Consider the following 19,746-nt stretch of genomic DNA (forward strand, 5'->3'; position numbering starts at 1 on the left):
TTGGATCTAGGAAAAGCCATGTCGCAAACTTTAACTCCTGACGTTCAGACCGCTTTTTTAAATACATTAAAGCAGCTGTTACAAGATCAAACTCAACAGAACCCTCTGTTACTGGATGATGATTCTCTTGATCAATTACTAAGTAGCAAGAAAATTTATAATGCCTATCATGATTTGGCTGAACAGATTTATGAGCAAATAGGCTTTCAATTAGAACAGTCAGCAGCGTTTCAGCATTCTTTATTACAGCGCATCTTGGAGCAGGGGCGCTTGCCGGTTTACATCTCGAAAGCGGAAAATATCAATAGCGCTGAATCAAGCCAACCGCTATTCGATCATACCCAAATGATACAGAATCCAATTCATGAGACTGATGCATTGGAGTCAATTGATCAGCTTGACTTTCTAGATGAGCTTTATTTGTCACCTCCCGTTGAAGCAGAAGCTGAACCATCTTTCATCAATGATAGCTCTGTCGCTACGTCACTTCCGACAACCTCGTTAATTTTAGTTAATTCGACTGCAGATATTGACGCAAAGAATACAGACCACAATCAGAATAATGCCTCAGGAAAACCAAATCATGAGGTGAAAATGGTGAAAAAAATGCCTCATTTTCAGATACCCAATGCGCGTGTTGGGCAAGACTATCAAGCCCGTATCCAAATGCAATATCCTGTCAAAGAGGATGTACTGATTTGCTCTGAATCGATCAAGATTCCAGAAGACTTAGGCATCGTATTTGATGATGACGCACAACAATTACAGGGCATACCGCTACAAGCAGGTGAATTTAAACTGGCATTTCAGTATAAAAATAACGAAGCCACGCAATCATGGTCTTCGGGTGAGGTGACCTTTATTATTACCGCTGATCCGCGTAGTTTATGGCAGGTCAATGAACCTGATATCAATGAACCTTATCAGAAAGCACATAGTGACCATCAATTGATTCAGACTGAGTATTTTAACCTTGCTGCCTGTAGCCAGCGCGGGCGCTCACATGAACACGCAGGTACTTTCCGTGATGATGATTTTTTGATTGCACGTGTTGCAGAGACTGATTGGTCAGTGTTGATCGTTGCAGACGGTGCTGGCAGTGCCAGTTACTCTCGGCAAGGTTCTTTACTTGCGGTGCAAAGTGCAGCCAAAACGCTGACGGATTACCTCGAACAGCATCATCCGCATCTGGATCGCTTATTGCAGCAATGGCAAGTTGGCAGTGATGATGAAATGACCAAGTCTGTTGCACAGCAGATTTATAAAAATTTTCATGATACCTTCTATAAAACAGCCCAAGTGGCGATTGAGACCATTGAGCAGGAAGCTGAGTTAAAGCAGGTTGCAGCCAAGGCCTATGCTACGACTTTATTGGTGGCTGTGGTTAAACAGTGTGAGCAAAAAACCTTCATTAGTACCTTTTGGATGGGCGATGGTGCGATTGCTGTATATGCCACAGATAAAGTACGTTTAATGGGCAAACCAGATGGTGGCGAGTTTGCTGGGCAAACCCGTTTCTTAGATCGCAGTTTTGCACAGCAGTTTGGTAGCCGCGTCAATATTGGCTATTACGATGATTGCGAAGCTGTGATTTTAATGACAGACGGTATTTCCGATCCGCGCTTTGAAACAGATGCTGGACTTGCGAACCACGAAAAATGGCAGGCATTATGGCAAGAAATTGAACCACAGTTACAGCAATCGCATCCAGATCAGGCTTTATTGGAATGGTCAAAGTTCTTTAGTGCAGGACATCATGATGATCGTACTTTGGCTATTTTATGGAATAAGCCTGTGATTGCGGATGTGGAGGATGTTGTCAATGACTAAGATTATCCAATGTCAAACTTTAGATGGTCGGCCAGTTGCATTCGTTGATGAAGTCATTGGCTCAGGAGTAATGAAAGATGTCTATTTTTCTCCTGATAAATCTTATGTGGTGTGTTTTTTTAGCAAAGAGAAAAACCATTTCTATCAGTCACATGCTGAGCTGGAAAGACAGAAGGACCGCTTGAAGGAAATTGTTGGCAATAAATGGCAAGGTATTTTCAACAGTGCTGGTGGTGATTATTGGAAGAATGTGTTTTGTTGGCCCGATGGTTTGGTTGAATATAATGGTTTATTGGGTATTACAGCCCCGACGTACCAAAAACAGTTTTTCTTTGAATATGGTTCTAAAAATAATGACTTTTTAGGTATCAAGGGTAAGGAAAAAGAAGGGAAATGGTTTGCCAGTGCTAATAACCAAAATCGGTTTTTAGATGAAAAAGAAAAAGGCAATTGGTCGAATTATCTACGTATTTGTATTTTAATTGCCCGTGCTGTGCGCCGTATGCATGCAGCAGGTTTGGCGCATTCAGATTTATCCTACAAGAATATTTTGATTGATCCTGTAACTGGCCGTGCCTGTGTAATTGATGTTGATGGTTTGGTTGTGCCTGGAAAATATCCACCTGATGTGGTCGGAACGCCTGATTTCATTGCGCCTGAAGTGGTGAAAACCAATCATTTAAAAAGAGATGACCTACAGCGGAATCTTCCGAATATCATGACTGATCGCCATGCTTTGGCAGTATTGATCTATATGTATTTGCTGTATCGGCATCCATTGCGTGGTGGGTTAGTGCATGATCTCAATGATCCTCAACGAGATGAAAATCTCGCAATGGGTGAACAAGCTTTATTTATTGAACATCCAACGGATCATCGTAATCGAGTCAAAGTAAGTCAAGTTCGTCCGAGTGCTTTACCTTGGGCTGATCCAGAAAAAATTCCTTTTGATGTGACAGGTCCTTATTTAAAAGAACTGTTTTTACAAAGCTTTGTGACAGGTTTACATCAACCGCAACAGCGTCCCTCAGCAAATGACTGGGAAACGGCCTTGGTGAAAACAGTTGATTTAATTCAACCTTGTCTAAATACGAATTGCAGTCAAAAATGGTATATTTTTGATAATACGACAAAACCTATATGTCCTTTCTGTGGTACTCAATTTAAAGGGCAATTACCTGTTTTAAATTTATATTCAGCGCGTCAAGAAGGCAGTTTTAGACCTGATAACCATCGGTTAATGGTCTGGACAGGGCAGTCAATCTATCAGTGGCATGCGAATAGTTTAATTGCACCCAATGAGCGTCTGACTGCTGAGCAAACTAAACGTGTGGGTTATTTTATTTTTCATCAAGGGCAATGGTGGTTGGTCAATGAAAATTTACCTGATTTGATGGATGTAGCAACGAAGACAGTCGTGCCGATTGGTACAAAAATTGAATTAACAGATGGCAAGCAAATTTTATTATCCCGTCAGGATGGCGGGCGTTTAGTGGTGGTTCAGATGGTAGTGTGTTCTTCATGATAAAGTTAAATTTAAATGCTCCACAAATTGATGAAACAAAGGTTATTTCTCCGCATTCAATTGGAATTTGGTTTACTCAAGCACATTCTTGTCAAAGAGATTTGGTCTTAGCTGCAAAGCAGATGCGTTCAGATTTTTCGATTCATATTATTGCATCTCATCAAGATTTGCGCCCTGAAATTACATCTGCTGCGGATATCGCCTTACAAGAGCCTATTTTGTCAGAACGAGTGGAATGGGTGTTGGAGCAAGCACAGCGCTTACAGGTTAAATTGATTGTTGCTGGACGATTTGGACGTATTTATTTGGAGCAAAAGCATCGTTTTGATGCGCTTGGTATTCGTCTAATGGCAGGCTGTGATACCGCAGAAAATGTAGGGCAGCTACATGATAAATCAGCATTTACACAAATTTGCACAGAGCATGGTATTCCTGTTGTGCCTGCAACGACTGTTGAAACAGCGGATCAATTACAAACTGCTTATGATGAATGGTCAGCGCAAGGTGATGTCTGTGTAAAGCCTGTGACAGGGGTATTTGCTTCTGGATTTTGGCGTTTAGACCCAAATGCTACACCGTTCGATATGTTTCATAACAGCCAAAATTTTAAAGCTCATCCACAGACCTTTATTGAAAGTTACCGTCAGCTCACACAAACCCCAGCCTATTTGGTGATGCCATTTTTATCTGGGCATGAATGTTCTGTCGATATGTTCTGTGTTCATGGTGAAGTGCGTTATGCCGTGGCTCGTTATAAACATCGTGGTGATTATCAAACCTTAACCTTAGATGATCCTGCGATTGATCTTGGGCGACGCGTAGCACGTTTATTTCATTGTGATGGTTTAGTGAATATGCAGGCGCGTTATAACCATGTCGGTGAACTCTATATTTTAGAAGTCAATCCACGACCTTCAGGTGGAATTAGTCATACCTTCCATAGTGGTGTTAATTTAGTGGTTGCTCTTATTTCAGAGTTTCTTGAGCATGAGTACCAAGCGGAAGTTTTGTCTAGCAATATAACAGTTCGAAATATTAGTCAAAGTCTGCAAGTTTAACTTCCAGATTTGATCACTAAATATACTTTTTACTGATTTGAATGATAAAAATTTATGATTAAGATTGAATTGCAGCGCGGCACATTAACCTTACAGCCTAGCAAAGATAATGTATGGCAATGGCAAGATTTATTAGGTTTTGCCGAACGTATTAACCCAAAACGTGCTTTTTTATTTGTATCAAAAGTATTGGGGCGGCATATTCCAGTGAGTCCTGTGATTATTCGCCAAGCTTTTACTGATTTAGCACAACAAGTTCCTGCAAATTTACCTGAACCTGTTTTGGTGATTGGGATGGCAGAAACCGCCGTTGGTTTGGGAGCAGGTGTGCATCAGGTGTTACAACGACAGTATCCTGATGCTTTGTATGTCACAACGACTCGACATCCTGTGGCAGACGCGCCATTACTCGTTCGTTTTTTAGAAGAACACAGTCATGCGCAAGATCAACTGTTATATAGCTCTGCTGATCCAGAAATTCATGCTCAGATCTTAGCGAGTAAAAGTATTGTTCTGGTTGATGATGAAGCTTCGACAGGGAAAACCTTTATTAATCTGATCTCAGCTTTGCAGAATGCAGGTTTAAATGAGATTTCGCATGTGGTGACTGCAACTTTAGCGGATTGGTCATCAGGGATTCATATTTCAGGTCTAGAGTGTCAATCTGTGGCGTTGATGACAGGCACATGGCAATGGCAAGATGCTGAAAATCCTAAAAAAATTGAGATGCCAAAAGTCGATACGATTGCATTTGGTGAATTTGAAGCTTTAGCGCAACCGACATGGGGACGCTTACCCGTAAAGGATACAACTGCACATATTCGACTCTCTGCTCAAGCACAAGAAAGAATCTTGGTTTTAGGCAGTGGTGAATATGTTTGGTCTTCTTTTTTATTGGCGGAACATTTACAGCAACAAGGTGCAGATGTGAAATTCAGTGCGATTACACGTTCTCCTATCGCAGAGGGACATGCGATTCAGTCGGGATTGGCATTTTCAGATAACTATGGTCTAGGTATTCAAAATTTTGTCTATAATATCAATCCAGTAGCGTATGATCGTATCCTTATTACGGTTGAAACGACGAAAGATTCAGTGGCGACCGAATTATTAGCTGCGTTACCAAATGCCGAAGTAATTAGTGCTGTAGATTACCCTCACCATATTTCTTAATTGTATGTTTTTATGACTGATTTTTTATTAAGTTCAACTCCCGTTTTAGCTCCAATTATGTTAGTTGATTTGGATGATACTTTATTTCAAACACATCGACGAATTACGCCTCAACCTGACTTCAAAATGGCAACGACCGATAAACAAGGGCAAGCTTTGGCGTATATGAACCCTGTACAACAACATTTTGTGCAATGGTTATTACAAAGTACGCATGTGATTCCAGTGACTGCACGTAGTGCGGAAGCACTGTCTCGTGTCCATTTGCCATTTCAGTATGGCGCGGTATGTTCTCATGGTGGAACTGTTTTAAATGCTGATCTGTCAATTAACCAAGATTGGCATTCACAGATGCAACAGGTTTTACTGCCTTATAAAGCGCGGTTGCAGGCTTTGATGCAAGTGATACAACAAGCAGTTGACTTCGGCTCAATTCGGACATGGATCGTTGAAGAACAAGGTTTGGGTTTATATCTTGTTGCCAAGCAAAATACTGAAAATGACAATCCATATGCGCCGAATTTTTTACCAGAACTATTAAATAGTTTGAGTGATGAATTATTAGATGGGTTTTATTTTCATTTGAATGGTAATAATTTGGCGTTTATCCCAAAACCTGTCAGTAAAGCCAATGCTGCAAAATTCTTATTACAGCAACTAGATGTGCCACAACGTAGTATTTTAGGTTTTGGTGATAGTTTGTCTGATGTTGAATTTTTAAATTTATGCGATTGGTGGGGCATGCCAAATCATAGCCAATTGAATCGTTGGGTCAAACATAACTTGGCGCAACAATATGTACAAGAAGGGTATTATGGCGATTATCAATAAGCAACAAGCCGATGCACTGATTTCAAAACAAGGGTTTAGTGGCAGTTATTTACCTGAGCAAGTGACCTTTTTATTGCGCCGTACTCATATTCAAGCAACGGATACTGTAGAGAAAGAACATTTAATTCAGTCTGGGAAAAAACACTATTCTCAAATGATTAGTCAGGAATACGCACCCTCTGAACGTCATTTAGCGCTGTATGAAAATGCTTTGCAACAAGGGCAGCAACGTTTGGCGGAGAATGTACAACAGTTGGCTCAAACATTGGTAACAGAATTTGTTGAGCCAATTGTATTAGTCAGTTTTGTTCGTGCAGGTGTGCCTTTAGGTGTGTTGCTTTATCATGCTTTACAAGATTTGGGTCGTCCTTGTATCCATTATGGGGTAAGTATTCTTCGAGATCGTGGCATCGACTTTGCTGCGTTAGAAACTATTATTGCCAAGCATGGACATCAATCCATTGTGTTTGTAGATGGTTGGACAGGCAAAGGTGCAATTCGACAAGAATTACAGCGTAGCTTAGGAGATGACCCTCGTTTTGCCAATCGACCACTGCCTTTGGTTGTATTGTCTGATATTGGGGGCTGTGCATGGTTGGCTGCAAGTGGTGATGATTGGTTGATTCCGTCAGGAGTGTTGGGTTCAACAATTTCAGGTTTAATTTCGCGAACGATTTGTGAGGGTGAACCACTGAAAGCCGAAGAGATTAATGCGCAAAATATTGACCAATGGCATAGTTGTATTGAATATACTCAGCTAGAAAAATTTGATCAATCACAACAATTTATTGAAAAAATTAACCAAATCCGCCGTCAATGTGCAGTTCAACCGAATGCACTTTGGACAGAGACACAACGGCAACAACAGCACCAACAAAGCCAGCAAGTGATTCAAGACTTGGCACAGCAATATCAGATCACCAACTTAAATCGAATTAAGCCGAGTATTGCAGAAGCAACACGTGCAATTTTGCGCCGTGTGCCTGATTTGGTGTTATTACGAGATGCCGATGATGCGGATACTGCTTTATTACGCCATCTTACGGATATTACCCAGACACCAACCAAAGTCGTTGGTGATCAAATTGCACCCTATCGTGCCATTACATTAATTCAAAAATTAGGGAAAAACTAATATGTTATCTGCATTGTCATTGGGGGCAACGTTATATATGCCAGCCACGCGACCAGATTTGTGGCAAGTGGTCAACGGTGAAAAATATCCTGAATTACGTTCAGTTGTATTATGTTTAGAAGATGCCGTGGTCGAGCATGATGTTGAATTTGCGAAAGAGAATTTAAAAAAATTATTACAACATTTACAACAGAATCAAAGAAACTCACAGCATCCACAGTTATTTATTCGTCCTCGTCATTTGGAGATGGCAGAAGAACTGATGCAATGGGCAGAGATTCCGTTATTAGATGGTATGGTTTTACCTAAATTTGGCTTATCTAATTTGAATCAATGGCATTCTATTTTATCATCTGATTTAAAATTGATGCCGACCTTAGAAACGCCTGATACATTTGATATGGGAGCGATGAAGGAATTAAGGCAAGCTTTACAACAACAGTTTCATCCTGTATTGGTCTTGCGGATAGGCGGTAATGATTTATTAAATTGTTTGGCATTACGTCGCCCAAATGATATGACTTTATATCAAACACCAATTGGGACTTTAATTTCAAATTTAGCTGGTCAGTTTTTGCCACATGGATTTTCTTTAAGTGCGCCTGTATGTGAACACTTTAGCCAAGTTAAATTATTGCAAGATGAATTGTACTTAGATATTCAACATGGTTTATCTGGTAAAACCATTATTCATCCAGCACAGATTCCGATTGTGCATCAAGCATTTCAAGTCAATGAAATTGAATTGAAACAAGCACAAGATATTTTAAATCAAGATGCACAGGCCGTTTTTGCATGTCATGGTTCTATGCTTGAACCTGCGACACATAAACATTGGGCAGAGCGAATTTTAGAGCGAGCTAAAGTTTTTGGTTTAAAAATCTAATTGTCGCTATGATGTAAAAATAATTAAATTTCATTTAAAACAAATCCAAATAATATAAACGAGGGTATCGCAATGCAACAACTCATTCCTGGAGCGAATTTAGCTTTAACACAGCCCCAGTTTCAAATAAAAATAAAGACAGCGATGCCCGAACAAATAAGTTTGGATATGAGTGCATATATTCTTAATGCCCAAGCTAAGGTGCGCGGCGATGCGGACATGATTTTTTATGGACAAAAGCAAACGCCAAATCGTAGTGTGGAATTACTAGAATCCACGCATAAGACGCCTTACTTAGCGCAATTTAATGTCAATACCCAATTGTTGGAAGCTGAAATCAGCAAAGTTTCATTTTGTGCTGCAATTGATGGAAACCTGACGATCAATGCAGTTCAGGATATTCAGATTGAGTTGTGGGAAAATGGTCAGTTGTCTGCCACTGCAATGATTAAAAGTGCAGAAAAAACGGAGAAAGCCTTAATCTTGGCAGAAGTTTATCGCTATAAAGAATTGTGGAAATTCCGTTTTGTGAATCAAGGTTTTAATGGTGGATTAAAACCATTGTCAGAATACTTTGGTGTAGAGATTAGTGATACACCGCCTACTGTTCAAACTGCTCCAGTACCGCCAAAACCTGAGAAGTTAAGTTTAAGTAAGGTTAGTTTAGATAAACAAAACAATAAAATTAATCTAACAAAAAAAGATCAGGCTTTTGGTGAAATTAAAATTAATCTGAATTGGAATCAAAAAACAGCGACAAAACAAAATAGCTTTTTTGACAAAATGCTCAATCATGGCAAAAGTGTTGATCTAGATTTGGGTTGTCTCTTTGAGATGCAAGATGGAACGAGGTCAGTGATACAGGCTTTAGGAGACTGTTTTGGAAGCTTCCATAACTTTCCATTCATTGAATTGTCTGGTGATGATCGTACAGGAGCATTGCAAGGTGGCGAATGGTTGAGAATCAATGGGAAAAACTGGGATCAGATTCATAGGGTTGTGATTTTCGCATTTATTTATCAAGGTGTTCCAAATTGGGCTGAAACAGATGCTGTTGTGACCATTTATGTACCTGAACAACCACCGATTGAGATTCGTTTGATTGAAGGGCAACCATTCGGCATGTGTGGAATTGTTGAATTAGTGAATCAAAAAGGTAATATTGAAGTGCGACGCCATGTTCAATATGTTAAAGGACATAAAGAACTTGATCGGGCATTTAGTTTTGGATTGCGCTGGGTTGCTGGCAGTAAATAAAAGTAAGATCTAACTTGAAGATTAGATGAAAATATTTTTATAGAAATTAATTTTATATCTATTTTTAAGTATTGAAGACATTAATTATAAATTTTATCGAGGAGAACATACAAAATGGCAATTAGTTTAAATAAAGGGGGAAATCTTTCCCTTAGTAAAACAGATCCTAACTTAGTTCGTATTTTAATTGGCTTGGGTTGGGACGAGCGTGCAACGGATGGAGCAGCATTCGATTTGGATGCAAGTGCATTCTTATTAACTGCAACGGGTAAGGTTCGTGGTGATCATGACTTTATTTTTTATAATCAACTTAAATCACAAGATCATTCGGTTGAACACACAGGTGATAACCGTTCTGGTCAAGGGGATGGTGATGATGAAACATTATTGGTTGATTTATCGAAAGTGTCACCTGAGATTGAAAAAGTTGCCATTACCGTAACGATTCATGATGCACAAGCACGTGGACAAAACTTTGGTCAAATTGCGAATGCTTTTATTCGTGTCGTAAATCAAGACACCAATGTTGAAGTGGTTCGTTTTGATTTAGCAGAAGACTATTCAACTGAAACAGCAATGGTTTTTGGCGAAGTTTATCGCCATAACGGTGAGTGGAAGTTCAAGGCTGTGGGTCAAGGCTATGCTGGCGGACTTGCAGCAATGTGCCAACAATATGGTATTCAAGTCGGTTAAGTTTAATTTTTAAATTATGACGATAAGATTTTATCAAAAAGGGGCACAATGAAACATTTTCGTTTCTCAATTATTTTCACGGTAATCTGCTTAGCGTTATCCGCTTGGTGGGGTTTCAGCCATGGACCAGAGGCAGGTATTCAAACCATGCTTCGCGTTTTATTAATTACTGCCATTTTAGCAGTGATGGAGGTTTCTCTATCTTTTGATAATGCAGTGGTGAATGCTTCGATCTTACGTCATTGGGATGAGTTCTGGAAAAAGATATTTTTAACGGTCGGTATTCTGATTGCTGTATTTGGGATGCGTTTAATTTTCCCAATTGTGATTGTTGCAATCACCGCAGATATGGGAATGGTTGATGTTGTTAAAATGGCACTCAATGACCCAGTCCATTATTCAGAAAAACTGCTTGCGCACCATGCTGAAATTGCAGCTTTTGGTGGCATGTTCTTATTGCTTGTTTTCTTGAATTTCTTGTTTGACGATGGAAAGGATACGCACTGGTTTCACTGGTTGGAATCACGACTAGCGAATCTTGCCAATGTTCCAGCAATGTCTGTATTTGTTGCCATGATTGCATTGCTGATTATGGTGAGTTTAGTGGATATGGAAACTAAACTGGTGGTGACTTTAGCCGGTATTTGGGGGATTGTGGTATATGTCGGTGTTCAGGCATTAGGACATTTACTTGAAAGTAGTCAGACAGAAGAAAGTGATGAAAGTCAGGATGAATCAAAAGCATCAGGCGCATCTAGTACGATTGTAAAAGCAGGTATTGGTGGATTCCTTTACTTAGAAGTACTGGATGCATCATTTAGTTTTGATGGTGTTATTGGTGCATTCGCAATTACTACAGATGTTGTGGTGATTATGCTTGGTTTGGCAATCGGAGCAATTTTTGTCCGTTCGATGACGATTTATTTGGTTGAGAAAGGCACATTAGAAGCATTTGTATTTTTAGAGCATGGCGCAATGTATGCGATTGGTATTCTTGCTGCAATTATGCTTTATACAGGTACAGGTGGTCATGTTCCTGAAGTTGTGACAGGATTGATTGGTGTCGCTTTCATTATCTGGGCAATTTTTTCATCGATTGCTTATGAGAAGCGACAAGCAAAATCGTCATAAAATATATAGATATAGTAGAGAAAATCTGTTATATCAAATGAGAATCAATATTTATTTGAACAGTAGAATAAGGAGTACACTTCAATGGCAATTAGTCTAACCAAAGGCGGAAATGTTAGCTTAACAAAAGAAGCCCCTGGAATTACCAAAACGACAGTAGGTTTGGGTTGGAATCCTCGTGTAACTGATGGTCAAGCATTTGACTTAGATGCGATTGCATTTCTTGTCACTGAAAGCGGTAAAGTACGTGCTGATAATGATTTTATTTTCTTTAATAACTTAAAATCATCTGATGGTTCAGTCGTACACAATGGTGACAACCGTACTGGCGAAGGCGCAGGCGATGATGAGACACTGAGCGTTGATTTAAGTAAAGTCCCAGCGGATGTTGCTAAAGTGATTTTTGCAGTGACTATTTATGATGGTCAAGGGCGTAACCAAAACTTTGGTCAAGTTGCAAATGCTTATATCCGTGTTTGTAATGACGCAGGCGGTAGTGAAATCGCACGTTATGACTTATCTGAAGATAGCAGCACAGAAACAGCAATGATTTTTGGTGAACTGTATAAAAATGGTAGCGAATGGAAATTCCGTGCCATTGGTCAAGGTTTTGCAGGTGGTTTAGGACCTTTAGCAGCATCTTTTGGTGTAGCTGTATAATTGATCCCATATCAGAGGATGATACTTCGGTATTGTCTTCTGATCATTACTATAAAATATAAATGAAAAAATAGGCAATTGTGTCATATGCTGAGTTTAATTCGTGGGCAAAAAATTAAATTAGATGATCTTTTACAAGGACAAAGTTCTTTTTATATTCACATTGAATATCAAGCCAATTTCGCTTTAGATATCGCTAGTTTTGGATTAGATCCAGCATATAAATTAAGCGATGAACGTTATATGACGTTCTATAATCAGCCTAAAACACCATGCCAAGCAGTGCAACTAACGGATATTCAAGCTCAGTCTAGTCGTTTTTCGATTGATTTAACAAAATTACCGCCGACGATTCAGCATTTAGTGATGACCATTGCTATTGATGGTCAGGCAGTGATGTCACAGACACAACAGATCTTAGTTCAAGTTCTGAATTTACAGCAGCAAGTCATTGCTGAGTTTAGGCTTGATGGTCATATGTTTGATCAGGAACGTGCTGCAATGCTGATCGAAATTTATCGCAAAGATAATGTTTGGCGATTAGCTGCTAATGGACAGGGTTTTAGTGCGGGTTTAGCTGCATTGATTCAACATTTTGGTGGTGAAGTGGCAGAAGAAGCTGCTCCTCAAGTCACCGTACCACCATTAACCAGTATTGATTTAAAGAAAAAATTGTCTTTAGAAAAAGCAGAAAAAACAGGCAATGCTTCAATTATTGACCTAACTAAGAAATCCTTGGTTCAGTTAGAAAAGAAAAATTTACTGGGAATAACGGCGCGTGTTGCCTTGGTTTTAGATGCATCTGGTTCGATGGATGGACAATATCGCCGTGGTGATGTTCAGAAAGTTGTGAATCGTTTAATGCCTTTAGCGATCCATTTTGATAATGATGGAAGCTTTGAGTGTTGGGCATTTGCAGCTAAAACAACACAGCTAGATGAAGTTACTCTGAGCAATGTAAATGACTTTATTAATACGACCCAACGAGGCTGGAAAAATTGGCAAGTTGGCGCTCGTTTCAATCAAGAGATTCCAGCCATTGAGGCAGTCATTAATTATTATCAAAAATTCACAGATAAGATTCCCACTTTTGTACTCTTTGTTTCGGATGGTGGTGTAGGCAGCCGAAGAGAAATGCAAAAAATCTTAACCCAAGCTGCAAAATTGCCAATTTTCTGGCAGTTTGTTGGCATTGGTGGGCGAGATTATGGGGCATTAGAAAAATTAGATGATCTAAAAGGGCGAGTGGTTGATAACTGTAATTTTTTTAGTTTAGATCGAATAGACAGCGTTTCTGATGATCGTTTATATGAATTGCTGTTAGAAGAATTTCCTGATTGGTTGAAAGCTGCAAAACAACATCAAATTATTGAGAATTAAGGGTTAGATAATATGGCTCAATTTAGTTTAGTCGGTTCACCAGAACCATTCTTACATGTTGCGATGCGCCGTGGCGATAAGATTTATTGCGAAAGTAATGCAATGGTGATGATGGAAGACCCATTGGAACTCAAAGGGCGTTTGCAAGGTGGTTTAATGCAGTCCTTATTGCGCCGTTTTGCTAACGATGAATCATTATTTCAACAACATATAGAAGCAGTGCGCGGAGATGGGGATTGTTTACTTTCCGCAGCATTAGATGGTGATATGCAAATTCTTGATGTTGGCGCAACGCAATATATATTAAGTGATGGTGCCTTCGTAGCAGCACATAATTCGGTGGAGATCAAAGCACGTCTAAATAGTAGTCTTGGTGGTGCTTTCTTTGGAAATACGGGTGGTTTTCTCGTTATGGAAACCAGTGGACAAGGTCAGGTGGTTGTTGCAGGTTGCGGTACATTATTTGAAATTGAGGTTGAGCCCAATAAAGAGATTGTAATTGATAATGGTCATGTCGTATGTTGGGATTCACGCCTAAATTACAGTTTATCTGTTTCTACCTCACAGAGTAGTGGACTCTTAGGTAATTTGATGAATAGTGTCATGAGTGGTGAGGGCATGGTGTTACGTTTTTCAGGTAAGGGCAAAGTTGTCATTTGTTCACGTAATCGCCAAAACCTTCTTGCATGGTTACAGAGTAAATTGAGTCCACGTTCGAATCAGTAATTTTTACAACGAAAAATCATTTAAAACATTTATTTAACAAAGAGGGCTTAATGATGGCGATTAATTTAGAAAAAGGGCAAAAAATCAATTTGCAAAAAGCAGATGGTAGCAGCTTACAACAAATTTTTCTTGGTGTTGGTTGGGATGTTGCCAAGAGTAAAGGCTTTTTAGGTTTTGGTGGTGGTAGTGCAGATATTGACCTTGATGCCTCAGTGATTTTGTTTGATGAGAATAAACAAGTTGTCGATGTTGTTTATTTTGGGCAATTACGCAGTAAGGATGGCAGTATTACCCATTCTGGCGATAACCTCACAGGTGCGGGTGATGGTGATGATGAAATCATTCGTGTAAATCTGACGCAAGTGCCAAGTCAAGTGAAATCATTGGTTTTTACGGTGAGTAGTTTCCGTGGTCAAACTTTTGAAAAAGTAGAAAATGCATTCTGTCGTTTGGTTGATCAAGCAAGCAATCAACAAATTGCGAGTTACAAATTGTCTTCACAAGGCGGTCATACAGGTCTAATTATTGCGAAAATCTATCGACATAATGACGCGTGGAAAATGCATGCGATTGGTGAGAATGTACATGGTCGTACTTTCCAAGATATCGTGCCATATGTATTGCCACATATCTAAAAAGTAATGTTAAAACCTGCCGACATGGTTATAGCAATCATGTCGGCAGGTTTATTTAAGAAATAGATAAAAGATATTCTTGTAAAATATTTCGCATGTTTTTAGGAATTGCTGTACTTTTTCGATTTTCACGATCTACAAACACATGCACGAAATGTCCTTGTGCTGCCGCTTCAAATTGATCTTGTTTAAAAATTGCCAGTTCATATCTAAGCGAGGAGTTGCCGATTTTTCCAATCGCAACACCAACCTCAACGACTTCTGGAAAGGAAAGCTCTTGCAAAAAACTACAGGCAGAGTCAACCACTAAGCCAATAATTTCACTGTTGTGAATGTCAAATCCTGTTTTTTGAATCAGTAAAGAATTGGCAGCGGTATCAAAATAACTATAGTAGGTCACATTGTTCACATGACCATAAATATCATTATCAGCCCAACGAGTTTGGATCGGGAAGAAAAACTTAAATTGCTCTCGTGTTTTTAAAATAGGTTTGGTCATGCATAAATCGCCTGATAGATCTGTAATGCGTCTTGCTCGGTCATTTCCCTTGGATTGTTTTGCAACAGTCTGGTTTGTAGCATTGCATCTTTTGCTAACTGAGGTAACTTCGCCTCAGGAATGTCTAAATCTTTTAATTTCAATGTTAATCCACTTTGGTCCAAATGATTCTCCATATGATCAATAAATAGATCACATAAACCATCGGTACAACCTGTACTACGTGGATCTAACAATTGCATGAGTTCTGCATACTGTTGCTTAGCTTTAGGTGCATTAAACTTTAGCACTTCAACTAAAACTAAGGCATTGGTATGTCCGTGTGAAAGATGGAAATGTCCGCCCAATGGATAAGCGAGGGCATGGACTGCTGCGACTGGGGCATTAGCAAATGCTTGACCAGCAAGCATTGAACCGACCAACATATTCTGGCGAGCTTCTAGATCAGCACCATTTTTCAATACCTTAGCTAAATTATGATTTAATAATTTCAGTGCATTTCTGGCTAACATATCTGCATAGAAGTTCTTTTTAACATTTGAAGTGTAGGCTTCAATTGCATGTACCATCGCGTCAATACCTGTTGCCGCTGTGATATGAGCAGGTAACCCTTGCGTAAATGTTGCATCTAAAATTGCGACATCTGCATATAGAATTGGAGAAACCACGCCCATTTTTGTGGTTGCGCCAGTGGTTACGATCGAGATCGGGGTGACTTCCGAACCTGTTCCAGCTGTTGTTGGAATAAGAATGAGTGGTAAACGCGGTGCTTTAGCTTGGTTTACCCCATAGATTTCACTCAGTTTTTGCTGTTGTTTAGGGTGTGCGAGCAAGGCAATGATTTTAGCCACGTCCATGGAACTACCACCACCAAAACCGATGATCACATCAATTTGCTCTTGTGTCGCAAAATCAACAGCTTCTAATACAATATGCTCTGGTGGATCTGCTTGGATATCGGAATAAATAATATACTCAAGACCAATCTGAGTCAGGATTTCTAAAATGGGCTGATGCAATTGATGCTGTATCATCCCTGCATCGGTCACAATGAATGCTTTTTGATAATTTTGTTGAGTAAGCACATTTTTAAGTTCTTGTATCGAACCTAGCCCCGAGATAATGTTGGGAACAGTTTGAAATTGAAACGGGTTCATACATACATCCTTATTTTCATCGTAAATACATCATTTTTATATCAAGTGAGTATAAGTTTCACTGTCCAAATAAATTAGCATAAGATGCTGTTAAAAAGTGTAGCTTTGAAGCGATTCTGCCATTTTGAAACTGTTATGGTGATGTCTGTGGGTCTTGGGATCAAACCAGATTGAAATATTTTCTCGCTTGATTAAAGCTTGGTTATACGAGGACCAATTGGTGTACGGTAGATTTTAGGTGCAGGTTTCTTCATCTAGAAATTATATTGCTGAAGAAGCCTTCAAGAACAGCTTTGTGCAACAAAGCCATATTCATCGTTACTATTTCCTTTCAAATCAAAGCAATTTTTGACAAAATACCTGATGTCACAATGGTCAATTCACGTATGATCACATTTAAGCAGTTTGCAGGAATTTTGTATGCAATATTTATATTTTTTTAAAAAACAAAATCTTGGAATGTTTTTTTAATGGAAAGACCGTATAGGGTTCTATGCGTTTGTTTAGGGAATATTTGTCGTTCTCCTACAGCAGAAGCAATTCTCAGACATTATTGTGAGACACATGGTTTAAATGTGGTGGTCGATTCTGCGGGAACTAGTAATTATCATCCAAACAAAGCGCCTGATTTACGTAGTCAAAAACATGCCATACAACGTGGTTATGATTTATCGACATTAAGAGCAAGACAAATTGTTTTAGCAGACTTTGTTGAGTTTGATCTTATTCTTGCGATGGATCATGAAAATTTTGATGATATTCAGGCATTAATATCAAAAGCGGTAAAACAATTCGGTGCTGATCGAATTCGAGCCAAGATCGCATTGATGAGTGAGCATGACCCTCATTTTATGCAACAAGCTGTTCCTGACCCTTACTACGGTGGATCGGATGGATTTGATCGAGTACTTGATCAATGTGAATCTAGCAGCCAAGCATGGGTTAACGTTTTTAAAAAGCAAATGAAAGTAGGGTAATAGGATTTAATTTAATATGCAGGTACAAGCACAAGTTCAGCTTAAAAACTTAAATACATTAAATTTGAATGCTATTGCTTCGCATTATGTTCAAATCAATCATCCTGATGATGTGATCGAGGCATTGAACTTTGCTGAGCAACACAATTTGAATGCTTTGATTTTATCTGGTGGAAGTAATGTGTTATTACCCCAACAGATTCAAGCTTTGGTGTTGCATTTAAATATACAAGGGATAAATGTTCTCGCTGAAGATGAAAATACCATCACAGTTAAAGTAGGTGCTGGGCAAGTGTGGCATGACTTTGTGTTGTACAGCACTCAACAACAATGGTTTGGTTTGCAAAACCTCGCACTCATTCCTGGTTTAGTGGGTGCATCACCTGTGCAGAATATTGGTGCCTATGGTGTTGAAGTTGGCGAGTTTATCGATTCTGTTCAAGTCTATGATCGTCAACTAAAAGTGTTTGATTCTATTTCAGGTTCAGACTGTCACTTTGCTTATCGCCATAGTATTTTCAAAGATTATCCAAACCGCTACATCATCGTGAGTGTTACTTTCAAATTACTAAAAAAGGTCGATTTGAAGTTGAACTATGGTGATCTTAAACAAGCAGTTGGAGATGAACTGACCGCTGAAAATTTACAAAATCAGGTGATTCATATTCGTCAAAGTAAATTGCCTGATCCAAAAGAATTTCCAAATGTTGGAAGCTTTTTTAAGAATCCAATTTTGACTGAAGCTGAATTTGGCAAAATTGCTCAGCATTTTCCAAATATTCCCCATTATCCTCAAGCACATAGCAATGTTAAAGTTGCGGCGGGTTGGTTGATTGATCAAACAGGTTGGAAAGGTAAACAACTTGGTTCGGTTGGAATGTTTGATAAACAGGCGTTGGTGTTAGTGAATTATGCAGATGCGACATTAGCTGATGTTAAAAATACCTATCAAACTGTACAAAGTGATGTAAAACAGAAGTTTAATATTCAATTAGAACCTGAACCAGTGTTGTATAGTGAGCAAGGCTTAATCCAAGCGCATCATGTATAAGGAATTTTATGGATAAAGTACATTGGATGATTGGCTTAGTACGAATCATAACTATATTTTTCGTGCTATTAGGCTGCTTTGTACTTTTTTTATATTCGCCATTTTATTCGCAATTGGTTGTAAAGGGGCTAAACCGATTTGTGCCTGTTGATGTGAATGAAGTTGCCGCACAAAGTCAGAAACCAGCTGCGTTAAGCGAGCATGAAACTTTGGAGCCGGGGTCTAATTTGTGGATTGCGCGCCAAGCTTATCTCAAGTTAATGGAAAAAACATTTCAGTCTGAAAAACCTGAAGATTTGAGATTAATTCAAGCACGTTATAAATTATTACAACAATTGATCATCGAAGAGCAAGAACGCGAAAATGTAGAAGAAAATCAGCAAACGAATATTCCATTAATGGCGGAAAAGTCAGAACAGGAACAAGAGAGTTCTGCTGTAGCAGCAAGTACGCCAATGGATTTTTTACAGTGGAATACGCCTGATAATCAGGCTTTAATGGGAAAATATATTGCTTTTTTAGAAACATATCCTGTTGAATTACCTGTTTATCCAGATGAAAAAGAGGAGACAAATAAAGATTTAGTTGAGCTGAAGAAGAACAAGGATGGAATGAACGAGTCGCAAGGATTGTCTCAGCCATATGCAATTGTTGTTTTAGGTGGTGGCTTGACACTTGGTGCAAATGGTAAAGATATTGTTGTAAATAACTATACACGTCTTCGATTGGAAAAAACTTTGCAAGTCGAAAAGCAATATCCTCTTCCTATTGTTTTAAGTGGTGTTGAAGCACCTTATATGCAAGCTTGGCTGAAAGAACGCGGTATAGAAGCGAAGCTTCTAGAAAATAGAAGTATGAATACCTGTGAAAACTCCCGATTTAGTTCATTATTACTACAAAAGAAAGGTGGCGCACCGACAGTCATTCTCATCACAGATGAATATCATATGCCACGAACAAGACGTTTATTTGCACTCAATGGAATTGAAACTGTTCCTGTGATCGCACCGATGCCAACCACATTGACAGACTGGCGACCAAGTGAACAAAACTATGATCACAGTCGTCGTGCTAACTATGAATTGCTAGCAACGATTCGTGATACGCTTTTTGGCTCAAGTGATTGTCGAGAGATACCATAA

At 39.1% G+C, this 19,746-nt stretch carries 19 protein-coding genes and 1 pseudogene; 17 read left to right on the forward strand and 3 right to left on the reverse strand.

The annotated features are described in order from the left end of the window. Positions 1-18: 18 nt before the first annotated feature. The 14 genes from O1450_RS07300 to O1450_RS07365 all read left to right on the forward strand — a co-directional run bounded on the left by O1450_RS07300 (position 19) and on the right by O1450_RS07365 (position 14,920). Complete coding sequence (locus O1450_RS07300; protein WP_269230266.1) at positions 19-1,830, forward strand: PP2C family serine/threonine-protein phosphatase; 1,812 nt, start codon at positions 19-21, stop codon at positions 1,828-1,830. Next, entirely contained in the window at positions 1,823-3,355 is a 1,533-nt protein-coding gene (locus O1450_RS07305) for a helix-hairpin-helix domain-containing protein (protein WP_269230267.1), read from the forward strand. The genes O1450_RS07300 and O1450_RS07305 overlap by 8 nt, the downstream gene beginning before the upstream one ends. Further along, on the forward strand, positions 3,352-4,413 hold the full coding sequence (locus O1450_RS07310) for an ATP-grasp domain-containing protein (RefSeq protein ID WP_269230268.1): 1,062 nt from the start codon (positions 3,352-3,354) through the stop codon (positions 4,411-4,413). Before O1450_RS07305 ends, O1450_RS07310 begins: the two co-directional genes overlap by 4 nt. A gap of 54 nt (positions 4,414-4,467) precedes the next feature. Continuing rightward, the gene (locus O1450_RS07315) at positions 4,468-5,586 is read left to right on the forward strand and encodes a phosphoribosyltransferase domain-containing protein (protein WP_269230269.1); all 1,119 of its coding nucleotides are present in this window, start codon (positions 4,468-4,470) and stop codon (positions 5,584-5,586) included. A gap of 12 nt (positions 5,587-5,598) precedes the next feature. Continuing rightward, positions 5,599-6,417: an HAD hydrolase family protein gene (locus tag O1450_RS07320; protein ID WP_269230270.1), complete on the forward strand. Its 819-nt coding sequence runs from the start codon at positions 5,599-5,601 to the stop codon at positions 6,415-6,417. Then, the gene (stiP, locus tag O1450_RS07325) at positions 6,401-7,552 is read left to right on the forward strand and encodes a cysteine protease StiP (protein ID WP_269230271.1); all 1,152 of its coding nucleotides are present in this window, start codon (positions 6,401-6,403) and stop codon (positions 7,550-7,552) included. The genes O1450_RS07320 and stiP overlap by 17 nt, the downstream gene beginning before the upstream one ends. A gap of 1 nt (position 7,553) precedes the next feature. Next, entirely contained in the window at positions 7,554-8,438 is an 885-nt protein-coding gene (locus tag O1450_RS07330) for an HpcH/HpaI aldolase/citrate lyase family protein (RefSeq protein WP_269230272.1), read from the forward strand. A 72-nt stretch (positions 8,439-8,510) separates the two neighbouring features. Next, complete coding sequence (locus tag O1450_RS07335) at positions 8,511-9,695, forward strand: TerD family protein (protein ID WP_269230273.1); 1,185 nt, start codon at positions 8,511-8,513, stop codon at positions 9,693-9,695. Positions 9,696-9,809: 114 nt separating this feature from the next. Continuing rightward, entirely contained in the window at positions 9,810-10,388 is a 579-nt protein-coding gene (locus O1450_RS07340; RefSeq protein WP_269230274.1) for a TerD family protein, read from the forward strand. Between the two features lie 48 nt (positions 10,389-10,436). Continuing rightward, positions 10,437-11,519 (forward strand): DUF475 domain-containing protein, encoded by a 1,083-nt coding sequence (locus tag O1450_RS07345; RefSeq protein ID WP_269230275.1) that lies wholly within the window; start codon positions 10,437-10,439, stop codon positions 11,517-11,519. An 84-nt stretch (positions 11,520-11,603) separates the two neighbouring features. Next, complete coding sequence (locus tag O1450_RS07350; RefSeq protein WP_018678204.1) at positions 11,604-12,179, forward strand: TerD family protein; 576 nt, start codon at positions 11,604-11,606, stop codon at positions 12,177-12,179. 87 nt (positions 12,180-12,266) lie between these two features. Next, complete coding sequence (locus O1450_RS07355; protein WP_269230276.1) at positions 12,267-13,559, forward strand: VWA domain-containing protein; 1,293 nt, start codon at positions 12,267-12,269, stop codon at positions 13,557-13,559. A 12-nt stretch (positions 13,560-13,571) separates the two neighbouring features. Then, positions 13,572-14,285: a TIGR00266 family protein gene (locus O1450_RS07360; protein ID WP_241336299.1), complete on the forward strand. Its 714-nt coding sequence runs from the start codon at positions 13,572-13,574 to the stop codon at positions 14,283-14,285. Between the two features lie 53 nt (positions 14,286-14,338). After that, positions 14,339-14,920, forward strand: a complete 582-nt coding sequence (locus O1450_RS07365) for a TerD family protein (RefSeq protein WP_269230437.1) — start codon at positions 14,339-14,341, stop codon at positions 14,918-14,920. Positions 14,921-14,975: 55 nt separating this feature from the next. On the opposite strand, the gene O1450_RS07370 is transcribed toward O1450_RS07365, so the two are convergent. The 3 genes and pseudogenes from O1450_RS07370 to O1450_RS07380 form a co-directional block, all read right to left on the reverse strand. Then, entirely contained in the window at positions 14,976-15,419 is a 444-nt protein-coding gene (locus O1450_RS07370; RefSeq protein ID WP_269230277.1) for an acyl-CoA thioesterase, read from the reverse strand. After that, positions 15,416-16,576, reverse strand: a complete 1,161-nt coding sequence (locus O1450_RS07375) for an iron-containing alcohol dehydrogenase (RefSeq protein ID WP_269230278.1) — start codon at positions 16,574-16,576, stop codon at positions 15,416-15,418. The genes O1450_RS07370 and O1450_RS07375 overlap by 4 nt, the downstream gene beginning before the upstream one ends. 150 nt (positions 16,577-16,726) lie before the next feature. Continuing rightward, a pseudogene (locus O1450_RS07380) lies at positions 16,727-16,830 on the reverse strand (IS5/IS1182 family transposase); the annotation flags it as partial. A gap of 216 nt (positions 16,831-17,046) precedes the next feature. Between O1450_RS07380 and O1450_RS07385 the strand changes: the two are divergent. Genes O1450_RS07385 through O1450_RS07395 form a run of 3 tightly spaced genes read left to right on the forward strand, consistent with a single transcriptional unit; the run spans position 17,047 to position 19,746 of the window. Beyond that, a complete protein-coding gene (locus O1450_RS07385; protein ID WP_269230279.1) occupies positions 17,047-17,553 on the forward strand; it encodes a low molecular weight protein-tyrosine-phosphatase in 507 nt (168 codons plus the stop codon). Positions 17,554-17,569: 16 nt separating this feature from the next. Continuing rightward, the gene (gene murB, locus O1450_RS07390; RefSeq protein WP_269230280.1) at positions 17,570-18,604 is read left to right on the forward strand and encodes a UDP-N-acetylmuramate dehydrogenase; all 1,035 of its coding nucleotides are present in this window, start codon (positions 17,570-17,572) and stop codon (positions 18,602-18,604) included. 8 nt (positions 18,605-18,612) lie between these two features. Further along, entirely contained in the window at positions 18,613-19,746 is a 1,134-nt protein-coding gene (locus O1450_RS07395; RefSeq protein WP_269230281.1) for a YdcF family protein, read from the forward strand.

Source organism: Acinetobacter sp. TR11, assembly GCF_027105035.1.
Lineage (GTDB): Bacteria > Pseudomonadota > Gammaproteobacteria > Pseudomonadales > Moraxellaceae > Acinetobacter.

Bases quoted from the DNA above. Each gene is read 5' to 3' on its own strand.
- O1450_RS07300 (WP_269230266.1), top strand. From the start codon at position 19: ATGTCGCAAACTTTAACTCCTGACGTTCAGACCGCTTTTTTAAATACA.
- O1450_RS07305 (WP_269230267.1), top strand. From the start codon at position 1,823: ATGACTAAGATTATCCAATGTCAAACTTTAGATGGTCGGCCAGTTGCA.
- O1450_RS07310 (WP_269230268.1), top strand. From the start codon at position 3,352: ATGATAAAGTTAAATTTAAATGCTCCACAAATTGATGAAACAAAGGTT.
- O1450_RS07315 (WP_269230269.1), top strand. From the start codon at position 4,468: ATGATTAAGATTGAATTGCAGCGCGGCACATTAACCTTACAGCCTAGC.
- O1450_RS07320 (WP_269230270.1), top strand. From the start codon at position 5,599: ATGACTGATTTTTTATTAAGTTCAACTCCCGTTTTAGCTCCAATTATG.
- stiP (WP_269230271.1), top strand. From the start codon at position 6,401: ATGGCGATTATCAATAAGCAACAAGCCGATGCACTGATTTCAAAACAA.
- O1450_RS07330 (WP_269230272.1), top strand. From the start codon at position 7,554: ATGTTATCTGCATTGTCATTGGGGGCAACGTTATATATGCCAGCCACG.
- O1450_RS07335 (WP_269230273.1), top strand. From the start codon at position 8,511: ATGCAACAACTCATTCCTGGAGCGAATTTAGCTTTAACACAGCCCCAG.
- O1450_RS07340 (WP_269230274.1), top strand. From the start codon at position 9,810: ATGGCAATTAGTTTAAATAAAGGGGGAAATCTTTCCCTTAGTAAAACA.
- O1450_RS07345 (WP_269230275.1), top strand. From the start codon at position 10,437: ATGAAACATTTTCGTTTCTCAATTATTTTCACGGTAATCTGCTTAGCG.
- O1450_RS07350 (WP_018678204.1), top strand. From the start codon at position 11,604: ATGGCAATTAGTCTAACCAAAGGCGGAAATGTTAGCTTAACAAAAGAA.
- O1450_RS07355 (WP_269230276.1), top strand. From the start codon at position 12,267: ATGCTGAGTTTAATTCGTGGGCAAAAAATTAAATTAGATGATCTTTTA.
- O1450_RS07360 (WP_241336299.1), top strand. From the start codon at position 13,572: ATGGCTCAATTTAGTTTAGTCGGTTCACCAGAACCATTCTTACATGTT.
- O1450_RS07365 (WP_269230437.1), top strand. From the start codon at position 14,339: ATGGCGATTAATTTAGAAAAAGGGCAAAAAATCAATTTGCAAAAAGCA.
- O1450_RS07370 (WP_269230277.1), bottom strand. From the start codon at position 15,419: ATGACCAAACCTATTTTAAAAACACGAGAGCAATTTAAGTTTTTCTTC.
- O1450_RS07375 (WP_269230278.1), bottom strand. From the start codon at position 16,576: ATGAACCCGTTTCAATTTCAAACTGTTCCCAACATTATCTCGGGGCTA.
- O1450_RS07385 (WP_269230279.1), top strand. From the start codon at position 17,047: ATGGAAAGACCGTATAGGGTTCTATGCGTTTGTTTAGGGAATATTTGT.
- murB (WP_269230280.1), top strand. From the start codon at position 17,570: ATGCAGGTACAAGCACAAGTTCAGCTTAAAAACTTAAATACATTAAAT.
- O1450_RS07395 (WP_269230281.1), top strand. From the start codon at position 18,613: ATGGATAAAGTACATTGGATGATTGGCTTAGTACGAATCATAACTATA.